The sequence below is a fragment of the uncultured Demequina sp. genome, assembly GCF_913055775.1.
Taxonomy (GTDB): Bacteria; Actinomycetota; Actinomycetes; order Actinomycetales; family Demequinaceae; genus Demequina.
On record NZ_CAJXJX010000056.1, the window covers coordinates 1 to 16,721 of the forward strand.

The 16,721-nt window shown below is 71.0% G+C and carries 20 protein-coding genes; 4 read left to right on the top strand and 16 right to left on the bottom strand.

Going from position 1 to position 16,721, the window contains the following annotated elements:
- Window positions 1-58 precede the first annotated feature (58 nt).
- The 12 genes from mutM to QZ483_RS07280 form a co-directional block, all read right to left on the bottom strand.
- The gene (gene mutM, locus QZ483_RS07225; protein ID WP_297082422.1) at window positions 59-964 is read right to left on the bottom strand and encodes a bifunctional DNA-formamidopyrimidine glycosylase/DNA-(apurinic or apyrimidinic site) lyase; all 906 of its coding nucleotides are present in this window, start codon (window positions 962-964) and stop codon (window positions 59-61) included.
- 20 nt (window positions 965-984) lie between these two features.
- Window positions 985-1,695 (bottom strand): ribonuclease III, encoded by a 711-nt coding sequence (gene rnc, locus QZ483_RS07230; RefSeq protein WP_297082425.1) that lies wholly within the window; start codon window positions 1,693-1,695, stop codon window positions 985-987.
- Between the two features lie 31 nt (window positions 1,696-1,726).
- A complete protein-coding gene (rpmF, locus tag QZ483_RS07235) occupies window positions 1,727-1,921 on the bottom strand; it encodes a 50S ribosomal protein L32 (protein ID WP_297082427.1) in 195 nt (64 codons plus the stop codon).
- Between the two features lie 2 nt (window positions 1,922-1,923).
- Window positions 1,924-2,475 carry a DUF177 domain-containing protein gene (locus tag QZ483_RS07240; protein WP_297082429.1) on the bottom strand — a complete coding sequence of 184 codons (552 nt, stop codon included), beginning with the start codon at window positions 2,473-2,475 and terminating at the stop codon, window positions 1,924-1,926.
- Between the two features lie 119 nt (window positions 2,476-2,594).
- Entirely contained in the window at window positions 2,595-3,074 is a 480-nt protein-coding gene (coaD, locus tag QZ483_RS07245; protein ID WP_297082431.1) for a pantetheine-phosphate adenylyltransferase, read from the bottom strand.
- A gap of 38 nt (window positions 3,075-3,112) precedes the next feature.
- A complete protein-coding gene (gene rsmD, locus QZ483_RS07250; protein WP_297082434.1) occupies window positions 3,113-3,661 on the bottom strand; it encodes a 16S rRNA (guanine(966)-N(2))-methyltransferase RsmD in 549 nt (182 codons plus the stop codon).
- A gap of 21 nt (window positions 3,662-3,682) precedes the next feature.
- Window positions 3,683-4,540 carry a hypothetical protein gene (locus tag QZ483_RS07255; RefSeq protein WP_297082435.1) on the bottom strand — a complete coding sequence of 286 codons (858 nt, stop codon included), beginning with the start codon at window positions 4,538-4,540 and terminating at the stop codon, window positions 3,683-3,685.
- Window positions 4,537-5,085: a hypothetical protein gene (locus QZ483_RS07260; RefSeq protein WP_297082437.1), complete on the bottom strand. Its 549-nt coding sequence runs from the start codon at window positions 5,083-5,085 to the stop codon at window positions 4,537-4,539. The genes QZ483_RS07255 and QZ483_RS07260 overlap by 4 nt, the downstream gene beginning before the upstream one ends.
- On the bottom strand, window positions 5,082-5,654 hold the full coding sequence (locus tag QZ483_RS07265; RefSeq protein WP_297082439.1) for a signal peptidase I: 573 nt from the start codon (window positions 5,652-5,654) through the stop codon (window positions 5,082-5,084). The genes QZ483_RS07260 and QZ483_RS07265 overlap by 4 nt, the downstream gene beginning before the upstream one ends.
- Before the next feature lie 20 nt (window positions 5,655-5,674).
- Window positions 5,675-6,226 (bottom strand): hypothetical protein, encoded by a 552-nt coding sequence (locus tag QZ483_RS07270; RefSeq protein ID WP_297082440.1) that lies wholly within the window; start codon window positions 6,224-6,226, stop codon window positions 5,675-5,677.
- A 96-nt stretch (window positions 6,227-6,322) separates the two neighbouring features.
- The gene (locus tag QZ483_RS07275) at window positions 6,323-7,570 is read right to left on the bottom strand and encodes an AGE family epimerase/isomerase (protein WP_297082442.1); all 1,248 of its coding nucleotides are present in this window, start codon (window positions 7,568-7,570) and stop codon (window positions 6,323-6,325) included.
- An 86-nt stretch (window positions 7,571-7,656) separates the two neighbouring features.
- Window positions 7,657-8,391, bottom strand: a complete 735-nt coding sequence (locus QZ483_RS07280; protein WP_297082444.1) for an SDR family NAD(P)-dependent oxidoreductase — start codon at window positions 8,389-8,391, stop codon at window positions 7,657-7,659.
- 204 nt (window positions 8,392-8,595) lie between these two features.
- Here QZ483_RS07280 and QZ483_RS07285 point away from each other — a divergent pair, with 204 nt between their 5' ends.
- Together QZ483_RS07285 and QZ483_RS07290 are read left to right on the top strand one after the other, a co-directional pair.
- Window positions 8,596-9,597, top strand: coding sequence for a TIGR03557 family F420-dependent LLM class oxidoreductase (locus QZ483_RS07285; RefSeq protein WP_297082447.1), 1,002 nt, complete (start codon window positions 8,596-8,598; stop codon window positions 9,595-9,597).
- 21 nt (window positions 9,598-9,618) lie between these two features.
- Window positions 9,619-10,377 carry a coenzyme F420-0:L-glutamate ligase gene (locus tag QZ483_RS07290; RefSeq protein WP_297082449.1) on the top strand — a complete coding sequence of 253 codons (759 nt, stop codon included), beginning with the start codon at window positions 9,619-9,621 and terminating at the stop codon, window positions 10,375-10,377.
- Here the strand turns inward: QZ483_RS07290 and QZ483_RS07295 are convergent.
- From QZ483_RS07295 to QZ483_RS07310, 4 genes are all read right to left on the bottom strand, one after another.
- Window positions 10,344-11,159 carry an ABC transporter ATP-binding protein gene (locus QZ483_RS07295; protein WP_297082451.1) on the bottom strand — a complete coding sequence of 272 codons (816 nt, stop codon included), beginning with the start codon at window positions 11,157-11,159 and terminating at the stop codon, window positions 10,344-10,346. The two genes, QZ483_RS07290 and QZ483_RS07295, sit on opposite strands and share 34 nt — an antisense overlap.
- Window positions 11,156-12,196 (bottom strand): iron chelate uptake ABC transporter family permease subunit, encoded by a 1,041-nt coding sequence (locus QZ483_RS07300; protein ID WP_297082453.1) that lies wholly within the window; start codon window positions 12,194-12,196, stop codon window positions 11,156-11,158. The genes QZ483_RS07295 and QZ483_RS07300 overlap by 4 nt, the downstream gene beginning before the upstream one ends.
- Window positions 12,197-12,199: 3 nt before the next feature.
- Window positions 12,200-13,225, bottom strand: coding sequence for a putative F420-0 ABC transporter substrate-binding protein (locus QZ483_RS07305; protein ID WP_297082455.1), 1,026 nt, complete (start codon window positions 13,223-13,225; stop codon window positions 12,200-12,202).
- A 153-nt stretch (window positions 13,226-13,378) separates the two neighbouring features.
- A complete protein-coding gene (locus tag QZ483_RS07310) occupies window positions 13,379-14,749 on the bottom strand; it encodes an aminotransferase class I/II-fold pyridoxal phosphate-dependent enzyme (protein ID WP_297082457.1) in 1,371 nt (456 codons plus the stop codon).
- A gap of 152 nt (window positions 14,750-14,901) precedes the next feature.
- On the opposite strand from QZ483_RS07310, the gene QZ483_RS07315 reads away from it, so the two are divergent.
- Window positions 14,902-15,750, top strand: a complete 849-nt coding sequence (locus QZ483_RS07315) for a nitrilase-related carbon-nitrogen hydrolase (protein WP_297082459.1) — start codon at window positions 14,902-14,904, stop codon at window positions 15,748-15,750.
- Between the two features lie 17 nt (window positions 15,751-15,767).
- On the top strand, window positions 15,768-16,721 hold a 954-nt coding region (locus QZ483_RS07320; RefSeq protein ID WP_297082461.1), incomplete at its 3' end, for an amidohydrolase family protein.

Below are 16,721 nucleotides of genomic sequence, written 5' to 3' on the forward strand. Positions count from 1 at the left end.
GGGCCGCTCTCGACGCGCAACTCCTCGCCCGGACGCATCTCCGGGCGGATCGAGGTCATCACCAGCCCGCTCTCGCGGGTGATGATCGGCCCGCGCGGCGCAGCGGCCTCCCGCACCTGCCGCACGGCTCGCCGCCGCGTCCGTACGCCTCGAGAGAGCGCGAGAAGTAGCCGGACTCGCCGTTGACGTTGACGTAGAGCGCGTCGAAGCTGGTGCCGCCCTGAACGAGGGCGCGCGACATGACCTCGCGACTCGCGTCCAGCAGCGCGCGCGACTGGGCGGCGCTGACGGCGTGCGCCGGCCGTTCGGGATGGACCCGGGCGGCCCACAGCGCCTCGTCCGCGTAGATGTTGCCGATGCCGGACACGAGCGTCTGGTCGAGCAGCACCTGCTTGATGCCGCGCGTGCCCCGACGCCACGCTCGCGTGGCCGCCTCGACGTCCATGGCGGGATCGAGCGCGTCCCTGCCGATGTGCGCGACGGACTCCGGCACCGCCGCCAGCGCCGAGCCCGCTCCCCCAGCCCGGGCATCGGCCGTCTCGACGAGCTCCTCGACGTGGAGGTACCCGAACGTGCGCTGGTCCAGGAAGTCCAGGGTCAGCACTGTGCCGCCGCGGTCGAGGTGGAGCCTTGCGCGGCAATGCGGATGAGGCGCCGGCGCACCGGCGCCCTCGTGCACGCGGAACTGTCCCGACATGCCCAGGTGCGCGGACAGCGCCTCCGCCGGCACCGCATCGGCCATCTGGGGTGGCGTGCCGTGCGCCAGGGGCATCCACAGGAACTTGCCGCGGCGCACCACTGCTTCGATGCGCGCATCGGCGAGCATTGCGGCGAACTGCGCCGGGCCGCCCGGGAGCAGCCGCACGCACGAGTCGCGACGCACGTCGGCCGAGACGATCGTCGCGCCGCTGATGAGCGCGTCCAATCCGGCGCGGACGGTCTCGACCTCGGGGAGCTCGGGCACGAGCGGTGGGCGCGGGGCGGTCAGTCCGCGGCGACCACGGAGGCGGTGATCGCGGCGTAGGCGGCCTCGGCGGCGGCCTGCTCGGCGTGCTTCTTCGCGGTGCCGGTGCCCGTGCCGCGGACCTCGCCATCGACGGTCACCGTCGCGGTGAAGGTGCGCTCATGATCGGGGCCGGTGCCCTCGGCGGCATAGGTGGGCGCGGACAGCCCGCGCTCCGCGCACGCCTCCTGAAGCGAGGTCTTCCAGTCGAGCGCGACGCCCGAGGAGGCCGCCGCCACGAGCGTGGGACCGACCAGCCTGAGGATGACCTCGCGGGAGGTCTCGATCCCGTGGGTGAGGTAGACCGCACCGAAGACCGCCTCGAGCGAGTCGCACAGGATGGAGTCCTTGTCCGCTCCGCCGGTCGCGGTCTCGCCCTTGCCGAGCAGGATGCAGGGGCCCAGATCGAGCTCGCGGGCCACCTTCGCGAGCGCGCGCTGCGACACCGAGGCGGCGCGCATCTTCGCGAGCTCGCCCTCGGGGAGGTCGGGGTGGTCGCGATAGAGCCGATCCGTCACGACGACGCCCAGGACCGAGTCCCCGAGGAACTCGAGGCGCTCGTTGGTGGGCAGGCCCCCCGCCTCGTAGGCGAAGGACCGGTGGGTCAGGGCGAGCACGAGCAATTCGGGGTCGACAACGACACCCAGCCTCGCAGCCAGGGCATCGGCCGCAGCCTGCCCTGGTGTACTCATCTGCTCGCCTCCCGCATCAAGCGGGGCCCGATCAGGCCTCGTGCTCGGTGCGCAGCGCCTCGGCGTACTGGCGGCCGTTGTAGGCGCCGCACGACGGGCACGCGGTGTGCGCGAGCTTCTCAGCCTTGCACTGCGGGCACGCGGTGAGGTTCGCAGCAGTGGTCTTCCACTGGGAGCGGCGGGCTCGCGTGTTCGAACGCGACATCTTGCGCTTGGGAACAGCCACGGCTAACTCTCTTTCTCTTCAGTCAAACTCTGGAGTGCCGACCACCTCGGGTCGATCACGTCGTGGGCGTGGTCCGGATCCTGGTCAAGCCGTGCGCCGCACTGGTCGCACAGGCCCGGGCAGTCCGGACGGCACAGCGGGGTGAACGGCAGCTGGGTGGCCACCGCGTCCCGCACCACCTCTTCGAGATCGACGGTCTCCCCGTCGAATTCGAAGACATCCTCTGGCTCCTCGTCCTCGTCATCCCCCTCGGCAGGCTCGAGAGCGAACAGGCCCTGGACCGGGGCTGCGACCTGAAGCCGCACCTCGTCCAAGCACCGTCCGCACTCGCCCACTGCCTGGGAGGTGGCGGTTCCGGAGACCCAGATCCCCTCCGACACGGACTCGAGACTCACGTCGAGGCTCAGTTCCGCACCTTCCGGGATGCCGATCACATCAGTGCCGAGGACCGCGGGGGCCGGAAAGCTCTCGCTCACCAGTTTCTGCGTGCCTGGACGGCGCGCGATATCCCTTGCGGAGATGCGAAACGGTGAGGACTCGGGACGCTGCGACATTCGCGACTCCCATCCTTCCGGTCCGGGTGGACCCCGGCCCATGCTCGATCGGCAGGACCGGCGCACTACTTTACGCGATGCAGGCCCCTGGACTCAACTTGGCGCGTCGGAACCGACCGTCACGTGCCAGCGAGCGCGCGGCGCACGGCCGCGACGACCCCGGGCGGGACGTACGGGGAGATGTCGCCGCCGTGGCGCGCGACGTCCCGCACCAGCGACGACGCGACGTGGCTCAGCGCATTGTCACCCGTGATGAACACGGTCTCGACACCCGTCAGGGAGCGGTTCATGAGAGCCATCGGACGCTCGTAATCGTAGTCGGACCCTCCCCGCAGGCCCTTGACGATGGCGGTCGCGCCCAGGCTCGAGCAGAAGTCGACCAGCAGGCCGTCCACGAGCTCGACGCTCACACCGGCGAGGTGCTCCGTGGCGTCGCGCGCGAGCTCCACGCGCGCGTGGGCGTCGAGCAGCGGCGTCTTGGTCGAGTTGTGCGCGACGCCGATGATGACGCGGTCGAACAGCGTCCGTGCACGCGTCGCGATGTCGACGTGCCCCAGCGTGACGGGATCGAAGCTGCCGGGCAGGACCGCGATGCTCATGGCCCGACGCTACCGGATCGCGACGCCGATGCGCCGGGTCAGCGCGCGACGGCCCAGTGCAGCCGCGTCTCGCCGTAGTCCTTGTGACGCAACCCCTCGATGCCGTCCGGCCAGGGCGCATCGCCGGCCCGCGCCGACCACTCCAGGACCACCGGAGCGCCGGGCGCGAGGCGCGGCGCCAGCGCGGCGAGCACCGCCGCCAGGTCCTCGCGGGCGATGTCGTACGGCGGGTCCAGGAGCGCAAGGTCCCACGTGTCCGTCGCACGCCCCAGATACGGCAGCACCTTCTCCCGCACCAGCCGCGTGCAGGACCCGACTCCCAGGTCCCGGACGCTTCCCTGCAGCACGCGCGCCGCCGAGGACGCGGACTCGACGAACGTCGCGTGCGCCGCCCCGCGGCTCAGCGCCTCAATCCCCAGGGCACCCGATCCCGCGTACAGGTCCACCACCCGCGCGTCCCGCAGTGCGTCCTCGTGGTCGAGCCGCGAGAACAGCGCCTCGCGCACGCGATCGGTGGTGGGCCGGGTGCCGCGCGGCGGCACAGCGATGCGGCGTCCGCCCAGGCTGCCGGCGATGATGCGGGTCACAGCGGTGAGCCTACGCCGGGGTCACGCGAAGCCGTAGACGCAGGTGGTCGTCTGGAACGTGTCTGGCCCCTGAAGGGCAGCCGCGGTCCCGGAGGTGAAGCGATACTCCGTGCCGTTCGGCGGCGCCAGCTGATCGACGGTGAAGATGAATCCGCCGCCGTTCGCGAAATCCGTGTAGGTGTAGGTGAGGCCCTGCGCTGCCAGCTCGTCGAGCAGCGGCTGCAGGTCGACCACCGCGGTCCAGCCGTGGAAGAACGGATCGACGGCGGGGTCCAGTTGACCGGCGATCGTCAGCGTCGTGCACACGCCGTCTCCGGCGGCGTTGAGCGTTGGCGGCGTCGCCGTGACCGTGTACCAGGACGGATCCCCGGGAACAGGGGGAGGCGTGCTGTACGCACAGATCTGCACCAGACCCGTCTGTCCGGCGACTATCGGCGAGTTGTTCGACGTCTGGTCGAACGAGCCACTGGTATTGGAATTGCCAACGATCGTCACCGGAGCGCTGCCGGGGTTCGAAATCGAGCCGCCGTTGATGACCTGGATACCGGTGGGGGCCACACCGTTCCAGGGCCGCACGCTGGGGTCGACGGTCAGCACCCACGAGATCGGTGACGTCGAGTTCGTGGTCACGTACACGTCGGCGCACACCTGGGTAGGCCCGATCACGTTCCAGTCGATATCGAAGATCACGGTGTCATCCGTCCCAGGATCGATTCCCCCGCCGCCCCCGCCCCCGGAGTCGCTCCAACTGCCTGCGCTGACGACTGCGGTCTCCCACACGTCGTCGGTCCAAGCCGCGTGTGTCAGTGTCGGGATGGCGGCGAGGGCGAGCACGCTCACGCCCACGCCCACCAGCGCCGCCCGCAGTCGAGACCTCACGGCGCACTCTCCTGGCCCGCGCGCCCGCGCCGGCGCGCAGCGACGGACACTGCGAAGACGCCCGATCCCACTGCGGCTGCCGCGAGCGCGATCGTGACCCACGGGACGGAGCCGCCCGTCTGCGACAGCACTCCGTCGTCCGCAGCCAGCGTGATCACGCCCAGCGCACGACCGTCGCCGGCAACCAGCGGCGCCAGGCTCGCCTCGACCACGAGCCGGTAGTCGCCGGGCGGCACCTGGTCGCCCACACGAGGCGGCTCGACATCGATGCACGACGCGGCGCCGCAGAGCTCGATATCCCAATCCAGGTCCTGAGCGAGCCCGTCCAAGATCACCCACTGGGAGCGCACTACGGTCGCGGGCGCCGGCACCGCGACATCGATACTCCTGCTCACCGCGGTGCCGGGCGTCACCGTGCCGAGATCGAGGTCGACGGTGATGCCGCTCGCGGCCTCCGTGGTCTCGACCTGTCCCGCGACGGCCGCTCCCGAAGCCAACGCGACGGCCATGAGTGCACCCGGGAGCCAGGACCTCGCGCGCCTCATGGTGAACCTCCGCGATCCGCACCGACGGCGCGATCGGGGTGACCGCTCTCCGACGCGGCCGCGCCGCTCGGCGCCGTGTCGCTGTCGGGATCCCGGAGGAGGGACAGGCCGAGGAGCGCGCCGATCCCGATGAGCGCGGGGATCACCACGCTGCGCCGGCTGACATCCGCCACGAACTCCCCGACGCTCGGAAGGACCCACAGGGGCGTCCACGCGGCGTCGGTCACCAGGTAGGGCTCCGGATCGGCGACCGTGTTGGCATCGCCTTGCATGGTGACGCTCCACGCGTCCCCGACGGGCTCCACGGACACGATCCGATGAGTGACGAGACCGTCAGTGATGCTCGAGTGCAGCGTCGCGACATCACCCGGTGCCAGTTCGCTGCCATCCCGTGGGGTCGAGATGATGAGGGATCCGGTCTCGATCGCGGGCTCCATGGAGCCCGACACCACAATGAGCGGCTTGATCCACCCGAGCCACGTGGCAACCCAGACGGCGCACGTGAGCACGCCGACGGCGGCGGCCACCCAGAGGGCGCCGCCGCCGACCGCGCGCAGAACGCGGATCATGCTCGCACGACGGTGATCGGTCAGCTGGCGGTACCGACCACCACGACCGTGACGCCACCGGTCAGGCCGATGTAGTCCACGGGCCAGTCGTCCGGGGTGGTGATCTGCACGTCGAACGAGGTCTCGTCACCAGGAGCCAAGGTCGTCGCACCGAGCGCACCCACGGTCACCGTCGGGGGCGTGGCGCCGCCGAAGATGGCACCGGTCGGCGTCGCGAGCGGCGAGCTGAGGTCGATGTCGGTGGTGCCGTCGTTGTACAGGTAGAGCGTGACAGTCTCGTCCGCGTCCGGGACCAGGTCCTCAAACGTGCCAGCGGGGATCTGAATCACCACGTCGTCGGACGGGTCCCCCTCAAGGAGGTCCGTGGCGGCGTCGCCGACGTCCTCATAGGGACCTCCGGAGACGAGCCCACCCTGGAGGTCGAACTCGGCGCCAGAGACGTCCGCGGAGAACCAGACGTCATCGGTCCATGCGGCCGTCGTCACGGCGGCGCCGATGCCTGCCACCGCGACACCTGCGAGAATGAGCCGTACGCGCTTGCGCCTGCGCACGGAAGTGTCCTGATCCGACATGGAGAGTCCTTTCGCCATCGTGGCGGCGTCGTGCCGCAGAGCCATGATATTCGTGGCACCGCGACCCTCCAACCTCGCTGGCGTGTCGCCTGGTGGTCACTCCGCGATGCGACGCATGACCTCTAGGCACGCGCGGCCGTTGTGATACGGGCACTTCCAGGGCCCGATGCGACAGCTCGACTCGTGTTCGGTCAAGGGCCGACGATCCCGGTCGAGCTGCGCCCACCACTCGCCGCGCTCGTGGTCCACCACGTGAGCGTCGAGGAACTCCCACGCGCCCAGCGCCGCAGCGAGGTCCTCGCCGCGGTGGCCGACCTGGAACGCGTTGAGCCATCCCACGACCCCCTCGGCCTGCGGCCACCAGTGCTTCTCGGGAGCCGTGACGCCGCGCGGGTCGCCCTCGTACATCACGCCGCCGTCGTCGTCGAGGCCGTGCTCGCGCACCGCGGCGGCGAGGTCCAGCGCCGCCGCGCGGGTGCGCATCTCCAGGTCCGCCGAGCCCAGGCCTGCCCGATCGAGCGCTTCGTACGCCTCCCACAGCAGCCAGCTGCCTTCGATGTCGTGGCCGTAGCTGATGGTGTCGACGTGCGAGGTCCACTCGCGGTCGAAGAACAGGGCGCTGTAGGCCCAGGGGTCGTGCCTCACGATGTGCTCGAGGTTGGCGTCGAGCAGCGCCGCCAGCGCCTCGCCGACCCGCGCGTCGCCGGTCACGTCGAGCAGCGTGGAGTACGCCTCGAGCACGTGCAGATTCGTGTTCATCGACTTGGGCACATTCATGTCCTTGTCGGACAGCGACATGTCCTCGAGCGCGCTCCAGTCTCGCGCGTGCGCCTCCCAGTAGCCGCCCCACTCGCGGTCGCGAGAGTGCTCCTCGAGCAACGAGAACAGTCGCATCGCCCGGTCGAGAGCCTCGGTGTCGCCGGTGGCCCTCGACCACGCCGCGAGCCCGTAGATGGTGAAGGCCTGGGCGTAGACCTGCTTGCGGTCGGACAGGTGCGCGCCCGCGGCGTCGAGCGACCACACCACCCCGCCATGCTCGGCGTCCCAGAACGGTCCGGTCACGAGCGCCAGCGCCGTCCGCGCCGATTCAAGCCAGCGTGCTGACTCACCGCCCGCATCGGCCCGCGCCGCCTCCGCGAAGGTCCACAGGATCCGCGACGCCAGCACCGCATGCCGCGGCGTCGCGGGATCCACGGAGAGGTCATCGCGCACGGTGCCCACCAGCCAGCCATCGGCGTCGAAGGCGCGCTGTTCCCAGAACGGCAGGATGCCTTCGATCAGTTCGCGCTCAGCGCGGGAACGCAGGTCGGCGAGGGCGGCGGTGGGCTCGAGCGCGTCAGGCATGCCTTCACCGTACCGCCGCGAGCCGAAACGTTTCGCATCGGCGCTTGCAGGCGACGTGGTGAGACCGGCCGCGCGGGCGAGCCGCGTCAGTCGCGTCGATGCACCACGTGCGCCGACACCTGGTCGCGCGGCATCACGAGCATGGTGTCGATGTTGACGCGCGGCGGCAGTGAAGCGATCCACCGGACGGTCTCCGCGATGTCCTCGGCGGTGAGCGCATCCATGCCCGCGTAGAGGTCGGCAGCTCGCTGCTCGTCGCCGCCGAAGCGGACCACGGAGAACTCCGTCTCGACCATGCCGGGGTCGATCTCCGAGACGCGCACGGGCTGACCGCCGAGCTCGATGCGCAGCACCCGCGTCATCGCCGCGACGGCGTGCTTGGCGGCGTTGTAGCCCGCACCTCCTCGGTAGGGCTCCCGAGCGGCGATCGAGCCGATGTTCACCACGATCCCGTCGCCCGATGCGAGGATCGCCGGCAGCAGCTCACGGGTCATGCGCAGCGTGCCCATGACGTTCATCTCGAACATGCGCAGCCACTCGGCGTCGTCAGCCTCGGCGATCGACGTCGTGCCCAGCGCCCCGCCGGCGTTGTTGACCAGCAGGTCGCAGCGCGACACCTGAGCGGCGAACGACGCCACCGACTCGGGGTCCGTCACATCGACGTAGTGCGCCTCTCCGCCGAGCTCATCCGCGAGCGCCTCGAGCCGCTCGACGCGACGCGCACCCAGCACCACATGCCAGCCGTCGGCGGCGAGAGCTCGCGCCGTCGCGGCACCGATCCCGCTGCTGGCTCCGGTGACGACTGCGGTGCGCTGGGACATGCTCTCTCCTTCAGTGGCGGGGGCGCCGTCCCTGCGACGGGACGGCGGACAGAGCCCCATCTTGGCGCTTGCGGAACGGTCGCGACAACTCCGGATCGCCGCGCGCTCGCGTGAGCCCCGCGTGCGAAACCACGCCGTGTGTCAGGTGTTACATGGCGGAAACCGCAGGCGCCTAGTCTCGGGTTCTCACCCCAAGGAGACCCCATGGCTGACCTGACTGTCGGATACGCGGCGATGCTCGAGCAGTTCGCGCCCATGGAGGCAGTCGAGCTGAGCGAGTACGCCGAGTCCCGCGGCTTCAGCGGCGTCATGGCGGCCGACCACTTCCAGCCGTGGGTTCCGCAGCAGGGACAGTCGGCCTTCGTGTGGAACGTGCTGAGCGCCGTGGGGCTGCGCACGACCGGGGACCTGGGACCGGGCGTCACGGCACCCACGTTCCGGTGGCACCCGGCCATGGTGGCGCAGGCCAGCGCCACGCTCGCGGCGATGTACCCGGGCCGGCACTGGCTGGGCCTGGGCTCAGGCGAGGCGCTCAACGAGCACATCGTGGGCCAGTACTGGCCGGAGGCGCCCGAGCGCATCAACCGCATGTTCGAGGCCATCGAGATCATCCGCAAGCTGTTCGAGGGCTCGCTCGCCGGCAAGGACGTCAAGCACACGGGCACGTACTACAAGCTCGAGTCGACGCGGCTGTGGACCATGCCCGAACAGCCGCCGGAGATCCTCGTCGCGACCGCGGGGCCGGTGACGGCGCGGCGCGCGGGCAAGGCCGCCGATGGACTCATCACCGTCGGAGCGCCGGTCGACAGGATCGCGTACCTGTTCCAGCGCTTCGAGCTGGGTGCGCGCGATGCCGGCAAGGACCCGGACACGATGCCGAAGGTGCTCCAGCTGCACATGTCGTGGGCCCCCACGTACGAGGAGGCCCTCGGCAACGCGATGACGGAGTGGCCCAACGGCGGCATGAAGTTCCCCAAGGGCGACATCCGCTCGCCGTTCGAGCTCGAGCAGATGGCGAAGCTGGTGCGGCCCGAGGACTTCGAGGGCCGCATGGTCATCAGCGAGGACCCCGACGTCCACCGCGCCCACATCCAGCAGTACGTCGACCTGGGATTCGACCGCATCTACCTGCACAACGTGGGCCGCAACCAGCGGGAGTGGATCGACGAGTTCTCGTCCTCGGTGCTGCCGCACCTATCCCGCTGAGACCGTGGGCGCGCGGGTCCGATGGACAGCCTGAGCATCTGGGCCGTGGACGGTCTGCCCGAGATCCACGAGGGAAACGACCTCGCCGCCCTGGTGCACGAAGCGTGCGCCGCTCACCCCCATGGCCTTGCGGAGGGCGACGTGCTCGTGATCGCGAGCAAGGTCGTCTCCAAGGCGGAGGGGCGCATGCGTCCGGCCGCCGATCGCGAGGAGGCGATCACTGAGGAGGCCGTGCGCGTGGTGGCGAGCCGCGAGGGCGCTCACGGCACCACGCGCATCGTGGAGACCCGCCACGGCTTCGTCATGGCCGCGGCCGGCGTGGACGCGTCCAACGTGCCCAACGGCCACATCCTGCTGCTGCCGCTCGACCCTGACGCCTCCGCTCGCGCCATCGCCGCGCGGGTCCATGAGCTCGCAGGCGTGCGCGTGGGGGTGGTCCTCACGGACACCTTCGGACGCCCCTGGAGGGACGGGCAGACGGACTTGGCGATCGGCGCTGCCCACGTGACCGTGCTCGCCGACCATCGCGGCACGGCCGATGCGCACGGCAGAGACCTGCAGGTGTCGGTGACCGCGGTGGCGGACGAGGTCGCTGCGGCGGCGGACCTGGTCAAGGGCAAGGCCTCGCAGCTCCCCGTGGCGGTGGTGCGCGGACTGGCTGACGTCAGCGACGAGCCCGGACCGGGTGTGCGCTCTCTCGTGCGCGGCGCCGACCGCGACCTGTTCCGGTGGGGAGCGCGCGAGGCCTACGAGCGCGGGTCCCGCGGCGACGAGCTGTAGCCCGCGCCGCCCAGGTGGCCGTCGAGCGCGATCACCGCTCGTCCGTCGTCGGGGTGGCTGAGCACGGACGTCGCGACGCCGAAGACGCGCGCGATGGTCGCGCTTGACAGCGCCTCGCGCGGAGGGCCGATGCGGTGAAGGCCTCCGCCGTCCAGGACGGCGACCGCGTCGCAGTAGCGAGCGGCGTGGTTGAGATCGTGCAGGGCCGCCACGACCGTGATCCCCAGCCCGGCCACGCACTCGAGGGTGGCGAGCTGCGCGGAGACGTCGAGGTGATTCGTGGGCTCGTCCAGCAGCAGCACCCGCGGACGCTGCGCGAGGGCACGCGCGATGCCTACCCGCTGTCGCTCGCCTCCCGACAGCCGCCCCCACGACCGTCCCGCGAGGTGCGCGGCGCCCGCGGCACTCAGCGCCCCGGCGACCGCATCGGCCTGCTGCGCGCGGCTCCAGGCGCGCCCGCGGTGCGGGAACGTTCCCAGTCCCACGACCTCGTCGACCGTCATCGCGATGTCGTTCGCGCTGTGCTGCTCCATCCACGCGACCATGCGCGCGATGTCGCGGCGGCCGAGCGCCGCGAGGTCGCTGCCTCCCAGCCGGACGGTTCCCGTGGCTGCAGGAAGGATGCCGGCGATCGCGGCCAGCAGAGTGGACTTGCCGGCACCGTTGGGGCCTACCAGCCCCAGCACCGTGCCCGCGGGGACCTCGAGCGAGACACCGTCGAGCACTCGGCGGCCCGAGCGCTCCACGCTCAGGGCATCGACGCGCACCGCGACGCCGGTCACGAGGCTCTCCGACGGCGCGCGCGCACGAGCACGATCACGAACGCAGGCACGCCGATCACGGCGGTGACGACGCCCACGGGAAGCTCGCGCGGATCGACGATGGTGCGCGCGAGGGTATCCGCCCATACGAGGAACACGGCGCCGCCCAGGGCTGCTGCAGGCACCAGCCGACGGTGGATGCCCCCGGTGAGGCCGCGCACCAGATGCGGCAGGATCAGCCCCACGAAGCCGATCGCGCCCGAGGCGGAGACCATCGCTCCGGTCAGCAGCGAGACCGCGACGAACAGCGCCAGCCGGGTCGCGCGCACCGAGAACCCCAGGGCCTGCGCAGCGGTGTCCCCGAGCGCGAAGGCGTCGAGCCGCGACGCCCACGCGACCACGAGCGGGAGAACAACCGCGAGCGCCGCAGCCGCGACCACGACCGTGGTCCACGTCGATCCCGCGAGGGATCCCAGCAGCCACGCGAGCACCTGGCGGTAGGAGTCTCCCTGGGCGGTGAGGAAGATCACGAGCGACGTGAGGGCAGCGAAGAACTGGGAGACTGCGAGGCCGGCCAGCACCACCGTGGCCGGTCCGATCGCCCCTGCCGCACGGGCGATGGCCAGCGATGCCGCGAGCGCGAGCAGCGCCCCGGCGAAGGCCGCCGCTGGCAGCGCCACCGACAGGGCGACCGCGCTGCCGAGCCCCAGCAGCAGCACCCCGACGGCGCCGAGCGAGGCCCCGGACGACAGCCCCAGCAGGTACGGGTCGGCCAGCGGATTGCGCGTCAGCGCCTGCATCACGACGCCCGCGATGGCGAGCCCCGCGCCCACCGCCGCCGCCGTGAGCACGCGAGGCACCCGGATCTCCCACACGATCGCGTCTGTCAGAGCGCTCACGTCTGCGGCCGCGAGACCGAGGTGATCGGCGACCACCTGCCACACGGTGCCGAGGCTCAGCCCAGCCACGCCGATGCTCGCTGCGGCGGCCAGCGAGGCGATGAGGGCGAGCGCCAGCACGGCGCTGAGCCCCCACGCGGAGCGAGCGGTCGCGGCCACGGCTCAGTCCTGGACCGTGATTCCGGCGAGCTGATCGACGATGTCCGCGACCGCGCTCACGCTGCGCACGCCCGCCTCGCTCGCGGCGAACGGGACCACCACGTAGCGGCCCTGCCGGACTGCACTCAGCTGAGCCGTCGCCGGGTTGTCCTGGAGCACTTCGATCTTGTTCTCCGCCGTGTTCCACGCGGCGTCCACCAGCACGATCACGTCGGGGTCCTCGGCGGCGACCGCCTCCCAGCTCACCGACGTCCAGGTGTCCTCGACATCGCCCACGATGTTGCTGAGCCCGGCTGCGCCCATGATCATCTGCGGCGCGCCAATTCCCGCTCCCACGTACGGCGTGTCCGACCCGGAGGAGTACCACAGTGCCGTCAGCCCTCGCTCGTCGGGCGCGATCGAGGCGAGCCGGGCCTCGAGGTCCGCGGCCAGAGCGTCCGCTGGTGCGACGGCCCCGAACACGTCGCCGGCCTCGCGGATGTGGTCCATCAGCACAGCGAAGGTCATGGGGTGCGGCTGGTAGTCCGCCTCCTTGCAGGCGGAGGGCGCGACGTACGTGAGGACCCCGAGCTCCTCGAGCCGCGAGCGCTCCCCCGCCCCATCGACCGACAGGTTCGACTCCCACCCCGCGAAGATCGCATCCGGCTCGAGGGCGAGCACGGCCTCCTGGCCCGGCAGGCCGTCGCTGATGACGCTCACCGCGCCGCCGTCGCCTCCCGCACCTGTCTCGAGAGGGCCGTCGAGGAACGCCGCGCCCACGACCCGGTCCTCGAGGCCGAGCGCAAGGAGAAGCTCGGCCGCGCTGGACTTGATGGCGACGATGCGCTCCGGGCTGGTGCCGGTGACCACCGGAGTCCCGCAGTTGTCGATGGTCGCCGGCGCCACGGCCGCCGTCGCGGCGACCTCGGGCGAGGCGCTCGGCACCGCGCTGCCGCCGACGGCATCGGCGGGATCCGCATCGCCGGGGGCCGCACACGCGGCCAGGAACAGAGCCGATGCGGCAGCGAGGGAGGGACGAAGGCGAGACATGGGAGGCTCCTGGTGCGCAGGGGTGGGCGACGTGTGACGTGACTGTCGAACCTGCCGCCAGACCCGGCGGCGTGCACCATGCCATGACCGGCTCGGGGCTCGCAGCGCTCACGCTAGCGGGTGCGTGTTGCGGCGGCGTTTCGAGCGCCTGCGTCAGGCGGTCGCCTCGACGAGGGTCGCGGCGACGTCCGGTATCGAATCGCGCAGCATGCCGATGCTGACGCGCACATGGTCGCCGGTGTCGGGACCGCCCGCCGTCCGTGGCCCGGCGGCGTCGAACGCACTGCCGAGGCTCACGCGGATGCCGTGCGCCGCGAGTCGGACCTGGGCGCGCCGCTCGTCCGCCACGGGAAGCCAGGTGTTGAGACCGTCCGCCGGGCGCATCGGCTCCCCGAGATCGCTCAGGGCGCCGGCCAGTTCGCGTTGGCGCACGTAGTACTCGTGGCGCGCCCGTGCCACCTGCCGGCGCGGCTCCTCGTGCGTGAGCATGTCCAGCACCACCCCCTGCACCAGGCGCGACGTCCATCCCGGACCCAGCACACGGTGAGCGACCACGGCGTCCACCAGAGCCTCGGGCGCGGACAGCGCCGCGATCCGCAGGTCCGGGCCGTGCGACTTGGACAGTCCGAGGATCCGCGCCGTGCGCGCCGGGACGTGGGAGCCCAGGCTCACGGGGCTCGCGGCGGCGATCGCCCCCGAGTGGTCGTCCTCGATCACCACCGTGTCGCGCGCATCGGGGTGCTTCGCCACGATCGCGGCGAGCTCGCTCGCGCGCTCGGCCGTCATCGACGCTCCCGTCGGGTTCTGCGCCCGCGGCTGGAGCACGACGGCGCACGGCCGCGACCCGAGCGCGGCGCGCAGCGCGTCGGGCCTGATGCCGTGCTCGTCGATCTCGGCCGGCACGGCCTCGAGGTGCATGTGGGACAGCAGGTCCAGGAGCAGCGGGAATCCGGGGTTCTCGACCACCACCCGGTCGCCGAATCGCGACACCTCGGCCAGCACCCTCTGGACACCGTCCATCGCACCATCCACGACGGTGAGCGCGGGCGGAGCGTACGGCCACAGGTCGCGCAGCACCGGCACGAGCTCCGGCAGCAGCGGCGGCTGCAGGTAGCTGGAGACCGTCGCACGGGCGGGCGCCGTCCGCTCGAGGCTGGGCCGGATGTCGGGGAGCAGCAGCGGGTCGGGAAGACCGGCGGCGAGGTCCAGCCTGACGGCCACGGGCTCGGAGCCCGATGCGCGTGCGGCGAGGCCTCGCGAGCGCCCGGTCAGCCTCGGCGTGGGCGGTTCGAGCACCACGGTGCCGGCGCGCCCCCGGGCCTGGACCAGGCCGGCCCCGTGCAGCGCCTGCCACGCGTGCGAGACCGTCGCGGGGCTCACGCCCAGCCGCGCACCGATCTGCCGCACCGTCGGCAGCCGCGTTCCCGGGGGTATCTGGCCCGTCCTGATGAGCATCGAGATGGCTGCGGCGATGCCGCGCGGAGTCGGTTCGTCGATCTCCGCCGCGATGCGCTCGATGACCATGGGGCGCTCCTGAGCGTTTTGAGCCGAATTCGTTCCCTCGCCGTAACCGCGACGACACGAGAGGTAACGGGGGGGAAATGTTTAGGTCTCAGAATATCAAAACATCACCCACTCCCCCGGGACGCATCACCGACCCAGATCAGGAGAGACCCATGACTGTCATCCGCGCGGCCATCACCCAGACCACCTGGACCGGCGACAAGGAATCGATGCTCGACAAGCACGAGCAGTTCGCCCGGGACGCAGCCGCCCAGGGCGCTCAGGTGATCTGCTTCCAGGAGCTCTTCTACGGCCCGTACTTCGGGATCACCCAGGACAAGAAGTACTACCGCTACGCCGAGCCGGCCGACGGGCCCATCGTGCAGCGCTTCGCCGCGCTCGCGAAGGAGCTGTCGATGGTCATGGTGCTGCCCATCTACGAGGAGGAGCAGACCGGCGTCTACTACAACACCGCCGTCGTGGTCGATGCCGACGGCACCATCCTGGGCAAGTACCGCAAGAACCACATCCCTCACGTCGAGAAGTTCTGGGAGAAGTTCTACTTCCGTCCCGGAAACATGGGCTACCCCGTGTTCGACACTGCGGTCGGCAAGGTGGGCGTGATCATCTGCTACGACCGCCACTTCCCCGAGGCCTGGCGCGAGCTCGGGATGAACGGCGCCCACCTGGCCTTCAACCCGAATGCGACCAAGCCGGGCCTGTCCAACCGCCTGTGGGAGGTCGAGCAGCCCGCGGCCGCCGTCGCGAACGGGTACTTCGTGCTCGCGCCCAACCGGGTGGGCCTCGAGGACAACGAGTACGGGGACGAGGCCGTGAACTTCTACGGCACGTCGCAGATCGTCGACCCGCGCGGCAACTACGTGGGCGACCTGGGCTCCGGCGAGACCGAGGAACTCATGATTCGCGACCTCGAGATGGATCTGGTCCAGCAGATGCGCGACGACTGGCAGTTCTATCGCGATCGCCGGCCGGACACCTACGACGAGATCACCGCACCGTAAGGGCCCAGGGAGCAGCCATGAGCACCACACTGATCAAGGGCGGCACCGTCGTCTCCTCCACCGGCCGCCTCGCCGCGGACGTCCTGGTCGACGGCGAGCGCATCGTCGCGGTCCTCGAGCCCGGCTCGACCGCGCTGGGCCACGACCTCGCGTCGACCGTCGCCACCGTGATCGACGCGACCGGCAAGTACGTGATCCCGGGCGGGATCGACGCCCACACCCACATGCAGCTGCCGTTCGGCGGCACCTTCGCGTCGGACACCTTCGAGACCGGCACCGCAGCGGCTGCGTGGGGCGGCACCACCAGCATCATCGACTTCGCGGTCCAGAAGTACGGCGAGAAGGTCCAGGACGGGCTCGCCCACTGGCACGAGCTCGCCGCCGGCAACTGCCACGTCGACTACGGCTTCCATCAGATCATCGGCGGCGTCGACGGGGACTCCCTCGCCGCGATGCCGGGCCTGATCGACGAGGGCATCACGAGCTTCAAGATGTTCATGGCCTACCCCGGTGTGTTCTATTCGGACGACGCCCAGATCCTCAAGGCGATGCAGATCTCCGCAGACACCGGCCTGATGACGATGATGCACGCGGAGAACGGTCCCGTCATCGATGTCCTCGCGGAGCAGCTCGTCAAGCAGGGCAAGATCGAGCCGTACTACCACGGCATCGCCCGCGCCTGGCAGGCCGAGGAGGAGGCCACTCACCGCGCCATCATGCTGTCGCACCTCACGGGCGCGCCGCTGTACGTGGTGCACGTGTCCGCCAAGCAGGCCGTCGCGCAGCTCGCGACCGCCCGCGACAACGGCCAGAACGTGTTCGGCGAGACGTGCCCGCAGTACCTGTACATGTCGCTCGAGGAGCAGCTCGGCGCCATGAGCGACGAGTGGGGGGCGTTCGAGGGCGCCAAGTACGTGTGCTCGACCCCCCTGCGCTCGCGCGCCGAGGGCCACCAGGACCACATGTGGCAG

Bases quoted from the DNA above. Each gene is read 5' to 3' on its own strand.
- rnc (WP_297082425.1), bottom strand. From the start codon at position 1,695: ATGAGTACACCAGGGCAGGCTGCGGCCGATGCCCTGGCTGCGAGGCTG.
- QZ483_RS07240 (WP_297082429.1), bottom strand. From the start codon at position 2,475: ATGTCGCAGCGTCCCGAGTCCTCACCGTTTCGCATCTCCGCAAGGGAT.
- coaD (WP_297082431.1), bottom strand. From the start codon at position 3,074: ATGAGCATCGCGGTCCTGCCCGGCAGCTTCGATCCCGTCACGCTGGGG.
- QZ483_RS07260 (WP_297082437.1), bottom strand. From the start codon at position 5,085: ATGAGGCGCGCGAGGTCCTGGCTCCCGGGTGCACTCATGGCCGTCGCG.
- QZ483_RS07265 (WP_297082439.1), bottom strand. From the start codon at position 5,654: ATGATCCGCGTTCTGCGCGCGGTCGGCGGCGGCGCCCTCTGGGTGGCC.
- QZ483_RS07270 (WP_297082440.1), bottom strand. From the start codon at position 6,226: ATGTCGGATCAGGACACTTCCGTGCGCAGGCGCAAGCGCGTACGGCTC.
- QZ483_RS07275 (WP_297082442.1), bottom strand. From the start codon at position 7,570: ATGCCTGACGCGCTCGAGCCCACCGCCGCCCTCGCCGACCTGCGTTCC.
- QZ483_RS07280 (WP_297082444.1), bottom strand. From the start codon at position 8,391: ATGTCCCAGCGCACCGCAGTCGTCACCGGAGCCAGCAGCGGGATCGGT.
- QZ483_RS07285 (WP_297082447.1), top strand. From the start codon at position 8,596: ATGGCTGACCTGACTGTCGGATACGCGGCGATGCTCGAGCAGTTCGCG.
- QZ483_RS07290 (WP_297082449.1), top strand. From the start codon at position 9,619: ATGGACAGCCTGAGCATCTGGGCCGTGGACGGTCTGCCCGAGATCCAC.
- QZ483_RS07305 (WP_297082455.1), bottom strand. From the start codon at position 13,225: ATGTCTCGCCTTCGTCCCTCCCTCGCTGCCGCATCGGCTCTGTTCCTG.
- QZ483_RS07310 (WP_297082457.1), bottom strand. From the start codon at position 14,749: ATGGTCATCGAGCGCATCGCGGCGGAGATCGACGAACCGACTCCGCGC.
- QZ483_RS07315 (WP_297082459.1), top strand. From the start codon at position 14,902: ATGACTGTCATCCGCGCGGCCATCACCCAGACCACCTGGACCGGCGAC.